The organism is Xanthomonas populi (assembly GCF_002940065.1).
In the GTDB taxonomy this organism is placed as follows: Bacteria; Pseudomonadota; Gammaproteobacteria; order Xanthomonadales; family Xanthomonadaceae; genus Xanthomonas; species Xanthomonas populi.
Map to the genome: position 1 here is coordinate 64,058 of NZ_MDEJ01000002.1, position 10,455 is coordinate 74,512.

Below are 10,455 nucleotides of genomic sequence, written 5' to 3' on the forward strand. Positions count from 1 at the left end.
AGTACAGGCCTAGCGTTACGCCTGCCGCTCGCATATCGCCACTGAACCTCTGCCACGCCGTGGCTGTCCCGTTTCTGCAGCCGCCGCAGACACACGCGACGAATTGGGCTAAAACGTTCGCTGCCTCTTTATTCCTGTGCCTATGTCCATGTCCGCAGATCTCGAACTGCAGCAGCTGGCCGAAACGGTTGGTCAGCAACTGCTTGCCGCGCGCGAGCGCCTGGTCACCGCCGAGAGCTGTACCGGCGGCTGGATCGCCAAGGCGGTGACTGATGTGGCGGGCTCATCGCACTGGTTCGATTGCGGCATGGCCGCGTACAGCTACGAGGCCAAGCAGGCATTGCTGGGCGTGCGGCCGCAAACGCTGGAAGTGCACGGAGCAGTCAGCCGCGAAACAGTGATCGAAATGGTCTCAGGCGCGCTGGTCAATTCCGGCGCCAGTATCGCGGTGGCAGTGACCGGCATTGCCGGGCCGGGTGGCGGCAGCGAGGACAAGCCGGTTGGCACGGTGTGGATCGGCTGGAAGCGTCGCGGTGGTTACGCCACTGCGCAACTGTTCCATTTCATAGGCGATCGCGACGCAGTGCGTCGGCAGACTGTGGTTGCCGCGCTGCGCGGATTGAGTGAATTGCGGTAGACACGTAATTCGCGCTGCAGCCGCCGCGCTGAGAAAGTGACTTAATGTTTCGCGGAACTGTGATTCCCAACGCCGCAATTCTCGCTCGACGATGAGTGGCCATTGTTTTGACGTATGGCTCGCATGCGTATCGAGCGACACCCGCATTCGTCGCGCTCCGCGTGGTTGCTGGAAGCGTAGGCCGAAAATCTCGGCAACGAACCCTATAGGCAGATCGTCATCGACGCGCCGCTACAGGCTGGTTCGTGGAATGCGTTTTTGGGTGCGCTGCGCATCTATGGGTTGACGCTGCGGCTGCGGTATTGAGACTGTTTCGCCTGACTGCTTGGTCACGTGATGCAGCTAGAGCTGTGCAAGCACAACGTAACGTTGGCTAAGCTTGCTGCGGGTAAAGGCGCGACATCGTCGGGCAGATCGGCTACAAACAAGCTCTCGTTGTTGACCTGCGTGCCGATGCATCTGATTCCCGCTCCTGTGTTGTTTCCGTCCATGCAGCAAGCGGCTGTTGGCGGGCCGCTCGCGTTTCTGGATTGCCGGGCCGCATATTGTCAGCAGTCTGTGCGTAAGACCGTCGGTCACTCGATGTCCTTGCGCGTCTGCCATGAGACACGCGACTGCACAGCGCAGAGATCGCGTCGAAACGCATCACTGATGGCATCGATCTTCAACATCCCACAGCGCGCTGCGCAGCGTGTTTGTGTGCAGCGCTTGCCTGCAGCCCCCACACAGGCGGTGCGCTGATGTGGGAAGCGCTCGGCACCGTTCGTGATCTCGGGCGTCTGCAGGAAATCGCCGCGGTCCTGATTCGTTACGGATTCGGCGATGTGGTGCGCCGCATCGGCCTGGCCGACGTGCTCGAACGTGCCGGCAACCTGTTGCACTGGCATAACGCCGAAGGCCGTTTGCGCTTGTCCGCCGCGATGCGCGTGCGGCGCGCCTTGGAAGAACTCGGGCCAACCTTCGTCAAGCTGGGGCAGGTGCTGGCCACACGCGTGGACCTGTTGCCGCAGGAATGGATCGAAGAGTTGAGCGAGCTGCAAAACGCGGTGCCCGCGCTGCTATTCGAGCAGATCCGCCCGCAATTGGTTGCAGCACTGGGCGCGGAGCCGGAGAGTGTATTCGTGCGCCTGGACGAGCAACCCTTGGCCGCCGCGTCGCTGGCGCAGACCCACCGCGCCTGGCTGGCCGATGGCACGGCGGTAGTGTTGAAAATCCGTCGGCCTGGCATCGGCGATACCATCGATGCGGATCTGCGCCTGCTCGCACGTCTGGCTGAAATCGTGGAAACACGTGCTCCCGATTTGAAGCGTTATCGCCCCGCCGAAGTGGTGCAGCAATTCACCGTGTCCCTGCGGCGCGAACTCGACTTCGCCGCCGAGTGCCGCAATGCCGAACGCATCGCCGCCAATTTCGCCAACGACCCCAATGTCGTGGTGCCAAAGGTGTATTGGGAGTGGACCTGCGAATCGCTCAACGTGCAGGAGTTCATCGACGGTATTCCTGGACGCGATCTGGCCGCAGTCGATGCGGCCGGCCTGGACCGCAAGGCGCTCGCACGCACGGGAGCCGGCATCGTGTTCAAGATGGTGTTGCAGGATGGCTGCTTCCATGCCGACCCGCATCCAGGAAACATTTTCTATCTGCGCGACGGACGTATTGCGGTAATCGATTTCGGCATGGTCGGGCGCGTTTCCGAACAGCGCCGCTTCCAGGTCGCGCAACTGCTGCACGGCATGGTCAGCTACGACGCCGAAGCGGTCATCGACGTGTTGCTGGAATGGGCCGGCACCAATCTGGATATCAACGAGTCGCACCTGCAGCAGGATATCGGCGCCTTCGTCGACGAGTATCGCGGCGTGCCTTTGAAGGAGCTGCGCATCGGCGCAATGCTCGGCGATGTCACTTCCATCCTGCGCGATCACGGGCTCACGTTGCCGTCAGATCTGGCGTTGATGATCAAGGCGTTTCTCACACTCGAAGGCATGGGCCGCCAGCTGGATCCGGATTTCGATATGGCCAGCGAAGCGCGCCCGTATCTTGAACGTGTGGTGCTGCAACGCTACGCGCCGAGCGCCATGCTGAGGCGCAGCCGGCGTACCGTGACCGGGGCGATCGATCTACTTGGCGACCTGCCGCGCGATCTCAAACGGCTGTTGCAAGCCGCGCGTCGCGGCAAACTGCAACTGCATGTCGAAACGCGTGCGTTGCGCGAGTTCGGGGAGCAGGTCGATCGCGCCGCCAATCGGCTCACCATGGGCATTGTCACCGCCGCGTTGGTGATCGGCTCGTCGATCGTCATGAACAGCGTCGGCGGCAGTGCCAGTCGCTGGCTGCTGGCATTGGGTGTCGGCGGGTTCATAGGTGCCGCACTGTGCGGCATCTGGATCCTGTTCTCGATCTGGCGCAGCCGGCGTTAGCGCAGCTGTTCGCCTCCGATGCAGCTGTCTGTAACCCGCTCGTCGGGTTGCAGACCAGAGCTGCAATCAACTGTTGCGCAGGCGTCAGTTAGTAGTAATACTACTAACCATGGAACTGACCGATACCCAGCAAGCAATCCTAGCCTTGATCGCCGAGCGCATCGACGCCGATGGCGTGCCGCCCTCGCAAACCGAGATCGCGCGTGCGTTCGGCTTCAAGGGCGTGCGTGCGGCGCAGTATCACCTGGAGGCGCTGGAGCAAGCGGGCGTGATCCGTCGTGTTCCGGGTCAAGCGCGTGGCATCCGGCTGGCCGGGCGGGGCACACAGTCGCGCACACCACCGGCCAGCGAGCCTGTCCGCGATGACGTATTGCGTCTGCCAGTGCTGGGCCGCGTTGCAGCGGGCCTGCCGATCGGCGCGGATATCGGCTCGGACGATTTCGTGGTGCTGGACCGGGTGTTCTTCTCGCCGTCGCCGGACTATCTGCTGAAAGTGCAGGGCGATTCGATGCGCGACGAAGGCATCTTCAATGGCGACCTGATCGGTGTACATCGCACCCGTGATGCGCGCTCGGGGCAGATCGTGGTCGCCCGGATCGATGAGGAAATCACGGTCAAACTGTTGAAGATCGGCAAGGATCGGATCCGGCTGCTGCCGCGCAACCCGGACTACGCGCCGATCGAAGTGTTACCGGATCAGGATTTCGCGATCGAGGGATTGTATTGCGGGCTATTGAGGCCAAATCGTTGAGTGGTGCGCCTATGGACGTGCTGGCTTTTTCCCGAGCCGGCACCGCAGGATTTCCCGCTGCTACCGCAATGCCCGCATCCCTAATCTGAGTGTGTCGCCGCCAGTCTCAGCCTGTGCGATACACCGCCGCTACATTAGCCCTACACCGAAATCACTGACAAGGATCACCCAGATGGATGAGAACAAAAAGCGCGCCCTTTCCGCAGCACTGAGCCAGATCGAAAAGCAATTCGGCAAGGGTTCGGTCATGCGCATGGGCGACCGCGCCATTGAGGCGGTCGAAGTCATTCCAACTGGTTCGTTGATGCTGGACATCGCACTCGGCATTGGTGGTCTGCCCAAGGGTCGTGTGGTCGAAATCTACGGGCCGGAAGCATCGGGAAAGACCACCCTGACCCTGCAGGCGATCGCCGAATGCCAGAAGAAGGGCGGCACCGCAGCCTTCATCGATGCCGAGCATGCGCTGGACCCGATCTATGCTGCCAAGCTGGGCGTCAACGTCGACGACCTGCTGCTGTCGCAGCCCGATACCGGTGAGCAGGCGCTGGAAATCGCCGACATGCTGGTGCGTTCGAGCTCGGTGGACATCGTGGTGATCGACTCGGTTGCTGCGTTGACTCCGAAGGCGGAAATCGAAGGCGAGATGGGCGACCAGCTGCCGGGTCTGCAGGCACGTCTGATGAGCCAGGCGCTGCGCAAGCTGACCGGCAACATCAAGCGCTCCAATACCCTGGTGGTCTTCATTAACCAGCTGCGCCACAAGATCGGCGTGATGATGCCTGGCCAGAGCCCGGAAGTGACCACCGGCGGCAATGCGCTGAAGTTCTACGCCTCGGTGCGTCTGGATATCCGTCGTATCGGCGCAATCAAGAAGGGCGATGAAATCATCGGCAACCAGACAAAGATCAAGGTGGTCAAGAACAAGCTGGCGCCTCCATTCAAGCAGGTCGTGACCGAAATTCTCTACGGCGAAGGCATTAGCCGCGAGGGCGAATTGATCGATATGGGCGTGGAAGCCAAGCTGGTCGAGAAGGCAGGCGCCTGGTACAGCTACGGCGAAGAGCGCATCGGGCAGGGCAAGGACAATGCGCGTACCTATCTGCGCGACAACCCGCAGATTGCGATCAAGCTGGAAGCCGAACTGCGCGAGAAGTTCCAGCCCGCCGAAGCGCCGCGTGAAGCCGGCGACGACGCCGAGAAGGAATAAGCGATAAGAGCAGCCATAAGAACTTAGCGGATAGCTGTCAGATAGGTGGGGCGGTGCGCAGGAAGCGCGGGCTACGAGCGGGAGGTGCTAGTCTCTAACACTGGCCGCACCTGCCTGAAAGCGGCGCAACAGATTTTGATGGTCGCTCCACGTTTTTCTATCGCGGGGACGGTGGAGTCAGTGCCGCCGCGCTTCGCGGTAGATCTATCGAAGGCCAGGAGGGCAGGCGCCATGGACGGTGCATTGATTGAGTAGTGATGCGCTGATTCAGGACACCTCACGATGGACGAGCAAGAGCCCCCGCCAAAGCGGGGACGCCGGTTCAAGGAGCAGACACCGGTCCAACGCGCACTCGGATTGCTGGTGCGTCGCGAGCATTCGCGCAAGGAATTGAACCGCAAGCTGTTGGCCCGCGGCATAGAGCCGGAAGCTGCCAAGGCTGCCGTAGAGCGTCTGGCTGGTGAGGGCTGGCAGGACGATACCCGGTTTGCGGCGTCGGTCGTCCGTAATCGTGCAGGCTCGGGCTACGGTCCACTGCATATTCGCGCGGAACTCGGAACCCATGGTCTGGATAGCGAGGCCATCAGTGCTGCAATGGCGACATTTGAAGGCGATTGGACCGAAAACGCACGCGATCTGATCCGTCGTCGGTTCGGCGAACAGGGCCCGGTGGATCTGCCGCAGCGGCGCAAGGCCGCCGACCTGTTGGCCCGGCGTGGTTTTGACGGCAACAGCATTCGCAGCGCCACGCGCTTCGACCTTGAGGACTGAGGGCGTCAGGCCTGCTACCCTTGGTGGTTTAAGGTTGTTCCGCTCGTTTGCGCCCACATTCATTGGGTGACCGGGATCGCCGCCCGCCCAATGCCAGCACATGAACGCACCTGCCAAATACAGCACTTCCCAGATCCGTAGTGACTTCCTCGCCTTCTTCGAGGGGAAGGGCCACACCATCGTGCCGTCCGCACCGCTGGTGCCGGGCAACGACCCGACCTTGCTGTTCACCAACTCCGGCATGGTCCAATTCAAGGACGTCTTTCTCGGCGCGGAAAAGCGCAGCTATGTGCGTGCTGCCGATGTGCAGCGCTGCCTGCGTGCCGGCGGCAAGCACAACGATCTGGATTCGGTCGGCTATACCGCTCGCCACCACACGTTCTTCGAAATGCTGGGCAATTGGTCGTTCGGCGATTATTTCAAGAAAGACGCCATCAGCTGGGCATGGGAGCTGCTGACCCAGGTCTGGAAGCTGCCGGCCGACCGCCTGCTGGTCACGGTCTACCACACCGACGAAGAAGCCTTCGCGTTGTGGCGCGACATGATCGGCATCCCGGAAAGCCGCATCGTGCGCATCGGCGACAACAAGGGTGCGCCGTATGCCTCCGACAATTTCTGGCAAATGGCCGATACCGGTCCGTGCGGCCCGTGCACCGAGATCTTCTTCGACCATGGCGATCACATCGCCGGTGGTCCGCCGGGTTCGCCGGACGAGGATGGCGATCGCTTCATCGAGATCTGGAATCTGGTCTTCATGCAGTTCGATCGGCAGCCCGATGGCACCTTGATCCCATTGCCGGCACCGTGCGTGGATACCGGCATGGGTCTGGAGCGTCTTGCCGCGATCCTGCAGCACGTCCATACCAATTACGAAATCGACGTATTCCAGGCACTGATCGGCAAGGCCAGCGCGCTGACCGGTATTGCCGATCTGGAAAACAAGTCGCTGCGGGTGATCGCCGATCACATTCGCGCCTGTTCGTTCCTGATCGTTGATGGCGTGCTGCCGTCCAACGAGGGCCGCGGCTATGTGCTGCGCCGGATCATTCGGCGTGCGTTGCGCCATGGCTGGATGCTGGGTGTGCGCCAGCCGTTCTTCAGCAAGATGGTGCCGACCCTGGTCGAGCTGATGGGTGAGGCCTATCCGGAGCTGGTGGTCGCTCAAGCGACGGTTGCGCGCGCCTTGCTGGCCGAGGAAGAGCGCTTTGCCGAAACGTTGGACGCCGGCATGAAGATTTTCGACGAGGTCGCTGCGCGCTCGCAGGACGTCATTCCCGGTGCCGATGCATTCCGCCTCTTCGACACCTACGGATTTCCGGTCGATCTAACGTCCGACATCGCACGCGAGCGCGGCTTGCGTGTGGACATGGAGGGCTTCCAGTTCGCCATGGAGCGTCAGCGCGAGACCGCGCGCGCCGCAGGCAAGTTCGGCGGCGGTGTCGCATTGCCGGCCGATCTGGTCGCCAGCATGTCGCCGACGGTGTTTCTGGGCTACGAAGCCTACGACGCCGAGATGCTCAAGGTCGTCGCGCTGCTCAAGCATGGCCGTCCGGTCGAACGCGCCGACGCCGGTGACGAGATCATCGTGTTCACCGACCGCACACCGTTCTATGCCGAGTCCGGTGGCCAGGTCGGCGATAGCGGTCAGTTGAGCGGGACCGATGTCTCCATCGACATTGCCGATACGCAGAAGTTTGCCGGGCAGTTCCATGGCCATGTGGGGCGCATCACCGAGGGCACGCTTGCACTGGGCGATGTGCTTTCTGGCGGTATCGACGTCCAACGTCGCGGCAAGACCATCCTCAACCACTCTGCCACGCATCTGCTGCATGCGGCGTTGCGCGAAGTGTTGGGCACACATGTCCAGCAGAAGGGTTCGCTGGTCGCACCCGACCGTCTGCGTTTCGACTTCTCGCACTTTCAGCCGATCACCGCCGAACAACTCGCCGTGATCGAACGCAAGGTCAACGCTGAGGTGCGCACCAACCACAGTGTCGAAGTGCACAACATGGCCATGCAGGAAGCACTTGATTTCGGCGCGATGGCTTTGTTCGGCGAAAAATACGGCGAAAACGTGCGTGTGCTGAAGATGGGCGGGTATTCCACCGAACTCTGCGGCGGCACCCACGTTACCCGCACGGGAGATATTGGCCTGTTCAAGATCACCTCCGAGGGTGGTGTGTCTTCTGGCGTGCGCCGTATCGAAGCGGTGACCGGGCAGGGCGCACTGGACTACGTGGCCGACGAAGAACGTCGTCTGCTTGAGGCCGCTCATTTGCTTGGCGGCAATGCGGCTGAAGTGCTCGACAAGGTGCGCGCGCTTACCGAGCGCCAGAAGCGTCTGGAACGTGAGCTGGAGTCTCTCAAGGCCAAGCTCGCCTCTGGTGCGACCGCAGATCTGGGCGCGAGTGCCGTCGACGTGGCCGGAGTCAAGGTCATCGCGGTGCGTCTAGAAGGCTTCGATGCCAAGGCATTGCGCGATGCGATGGATCGGCTGAAGCAGCAATTGGGCGATTCGGTGATCGTGCTGGCGGGCGCATCTGCCGGCAAGGTGGCGCTCGTTGCCGGCGTGAACGGTAGCCCAACTAGCAAGGTGAAGGCAGGGGAACTCCTCGGCCATATCGCCAGTCAGATCGGGGGCAAGGGCGGTGGCCGTCCGGATCTCGCCCAGGGTGGTGGCGAGGACGGGCCCGCCCTTGCGACCGCACTCGACGGCGTGCACTCCTGGGTTAAGCAACACTTGGGCTGAACACTTGCCATGCCATGCCTTGCTGGCTGGCAGGATCTGCCGCTACCATTTCTGGTCTATTCCCTTTACCTATAGACGCGTCTCATCAGGATGCCGTCGATGCTGGTGGGAAACCCACCGGTTCCAGGAGATTTGAAAAATGTTGATCCTCACTCGCCGGGTAGGCGAAACCTTGATGATCGGCGACTCGGTCACTGTTACCGTGCTCGGCGTCAAGGGTAATCAGGTGCGCATTGGCATCACCGCACCGAAAGATGTGGCTGTGCATCGCGAAGAAATCTATCAGCGCATCCAGCGTGGCGATGAGCCTGTCGCTTCCGGCGCGCATCACGGCGACGATTCTTCGAATTGATTGTCGCAAAGGGTTTACGTTAGCACCCCTTACCCGGTATTCTTCGCGGCCTGCCACAGACAACGCGGCAGGACGTGAAAACTGGAGCGATGCCCGAGCGGCTGAAGGGGCTCCCCTGCTAAGGGAGTATAGGGTCAAAAGCTCTATCGAGGGTTCGAATCCCTCTCGCTCCGCCAGTGTTCTAAAAGCCCGCAAATATTTGATTTGCGGGCTTTTTTATTTGCATCGCGTCATGGGTTTGCAAGCCCTTTTGGGTGAGCTGCGCAGCGTGCTTGATGGCGTCGTCCGGCCTCACCCTCCACAAGGCATCTGGTTGTTGCGGTAGCATCTGAATCGCCTCAAACGTGCTGCATGAAGCGGTTCAAGTAACTCCGGCATAGGTCGCTAAGCACATCACATATATCTCGGATTTCAACGTGATGCGCCTACCGCCACTGCTTGGACGCCTGTTCTCTTTCTGGAGCCGCGGGCTGCAGCACAAGGTCCAATGCGGTGGATCGGGTGATGGCGGTGATCGAGTTCGATCTGGACGGCCGCATTCTGGATGCGAACCAGAACTTCCTGTCCTTGATGGACTATCGGCTGGACGAAGTGATCGGCCAGCATCACCGCATGTTTGTGACCGCCAGTGATCGCGACAGCGAAAGCTATCGTCAGTTCTGGGCGGAGTTGCGGCGTGGCGACTTCAACGCCGGGCGGTTCTGTCGTTTGGACAAACATGGGCGCGAGGTATGGATCAATGCCTCGTACAACCCGCTGCTGGATCGATCCGGCAATGCCTATCGCGTGGTGAAGTACGCCACCGACATCAGCGCGCAGGTGCGCCAGACCGCCGATTTCGAAGGGCGCATCGATGCCATCGACAAGGTCATGGCGGTCATCGAGTTTTCGCTGGATGGCACCGTGCTCGATGCCAATCAGAATTTTCTGCAGGTGATGGGCTATCGGCTCGATGAGATCCGCGGCAAGCACCACGGCATGTTCGTGGATGCGCCCACGCGCCAATCGGCGGCCTATCGCGCGTTTTGGGAAAAGCTCGGGCGCGGTGCATTCGATGCGGGGCGCTACAAGCGCGTTGGTAAAGACGGCCGGGAAGTCTGGATCCAGGCGTCCTACAACCCGGTACTTGATGAGCATGGGCGTCCATACAAGGTGGTCAAGTACGCCACCGATGTGACCCGTCAGGTGATCGATTCGGCCGATGCGGATGGCCGCATCCAGGCCATCGACAAGGTGATGGGCGTGATCGAATTCGATCTGGAAGGGCGCGTGCTGAGCGCCAACGGTAATTTCCTTGCGATTTTGGGATATCCGGCTGAGGAAGCGATCGGTCAGCACCATCGCGTGTTCGTGGATGCGGTGTATGGCGCCTCCGAGGAGTACCGCAATTTCTGGGCGAAGCTGGCGCGTGGGCAGTTCGATGCGGGCCGTTATCGCCGGCTGCGCAAGGACGGCAGCGCGGTGTGGATCCAGGCCTCTTACAACCCGATCCTGGATCTGAGGTATCCCCACGTTTTTCAGCCCATGACCATCTGGTTGTAGACGTGTTCGGGCAGTGTGCGTAATCGCTC

7 protein-coding genes, 1 tRNA gene and 1 pseudogene are annotated in these 10,455 nt (G+C 61.2%); all 9 read left to right on the forward strand.

What is annotated here, in order from left to right; translation table 11 throughout:
* Nucleotides 1-142: 142 nt before the first annotated feature.
* Complete coding sequence (locus tag XpopCFBP1817_RS00795; RefSeq protein ID WP_167393773.1) at nucleotides 143-637, forward strand: CinA family protein; 495 nt, start codon at nucleotides 143-145, stop codon at nucleotides 635-637.
* A 740-nt stretch (nucleotides 638-1,377) separates the two neighbouring features.
* On the forward strand, nucleotides 1,378-3,054 hold the full coding sequence (gene ubiB / locus XpopCFBP1817_RS00800; protein WP_128415567.1) for a 2-polyprenylphenol 6-hydroxylase: 1,677 nt from the start codon (nucleotides 1,378-1,380) through the stop codon (nucleotides 3,052-3,054).
* Between the two features lie 109 nt (nucleotides 3,055-3,163).
* Nucleotides 3,164-3,805 (forward strand): transcriptional repressor LexA, encoded by a 642-nt coding sequence (gene lexA, locus XpopCFBP1817_RS00805; protein ID WP_128415568.1) that lies wholly within the window; start codon nucleotides 3,164-3,166, stop codon nucleotides 3,803-3,805.
* A gap of 172 nt (nucleotides 3,806-3,977) precedes the next feature.
* Nucleotides 3,978-5,012, forward strand: coding sequence for a recombinase RecA (gene recA / locus XpopCFBP1817_RS00810; protein ID WP_128415569.1), 1,035 nt, complete (start codon nucleotides 3,978-3,980; stop codon nucleotides 5,010-5,012).
* A gap of 282 nt (nucleotides 5,013-5,294) precedes the next feature.
* A complete protein-coding gene (gene recX, locus XpopCFBP1817_RS00815) occupies nucleotides 5,295-5,783 on the forward strand; it encodes a recombination regulator RecX (protein WP_128415570.1) in 489 nt (162 codons plus the stop codon).
* Nucleotides 5,784-5,883: 100 nt separating this feature from the next.
* Nucleotides 5,884-8,532: an alanine--tRNA ligase gene (gene alaS, locus XpopCFBP1817_RS00820; RefSeq protein ID WP_128415571.1), complete on the forward strand. Its 2,649-nt coding sequence runs from the start codon at nucleotides 5,884-5,886 to the stop codon at nucleotides 8,530-8,532.
* Between the two features lie 139 nt (nucleotides 8,533-8,671).
* A complete protein-coding gene (gene csrA / locus XpopCFBP1817_RS00825) occupies nucleotides 8,672-8,884 on the forward strand; it encodes a carbon storage regulator CsrA (RefSeq protein ID WP_003481884.1) in 213 nt (70 codons plus the stop codon).
* 83 nt (nucleotides 8,885-8,967) lie between these two features.
* A tRNA-Ser gene (locus XpopCFBP1817_RS00830) sits at nucleotides 8,968-9,060 on the forward strand.
* Nucleotides 9,061-9,330: 270 nt separating this feature from the next.
* Nucleotides 9,331-10,384: pseudogene (locus tag XpopCFBP1817_RS00835) on the forward strand (PAS domain-containing protein); the annotation flags it as partial.
* Nucleotides 10,385-10,455: the final 71 nt, after the last annotated feature.

Bases quoted from the DNA above. Each gene is read 5' to 3' on its own strand.
- recX (WP_128415570.1), top strand. From the start codon at position 5,295: ATGGACGAGCAAGAGCCCCCGCCAAAGCGGGGACGCCGGTTCAAGGAG.
- XpopCFBP1817_RS00795 (WP_167393773.1), top strand. From the start codon at position 143: ATGTCCATGTCCGCAGATCTCGAACTGCAGCAGCTGGCCGAAACGGTT.
- lexA (WP_128415568.1), top strand. From the start codon at position 3,164: ATGGAACTGACCGATACCCAGCAAGCAATCCTAGCCTTGATCGCCGAG.
- recA (WP_128415569.1), top strand. From the start codon at position 3,978: ATGGATGAGAACAAAAAGCGCGCCCTTTCCGCAGCACTGAGCCAGATC.
- alaS (WP_128415571.1), top strand. From the start codon at position 5,884: ATGAACGCACCTGCCAAATACAGCACTTCCCAGATCCGTAGTGACTTC.
- ubiB (WP_128415567.1), top strand. From the start codon at position 1,378: ATGTGGGAAGCGCTCGGCACCGTTCGTGATCTCGGGCGTCTGCAGGAA.
- csrA (WP_003481884.1), top strand. From the start codon at position 8,672: ATGTTGATCCTCACTCGCCGGGTAGGCGAAACCTTGATGATCGGCGAC.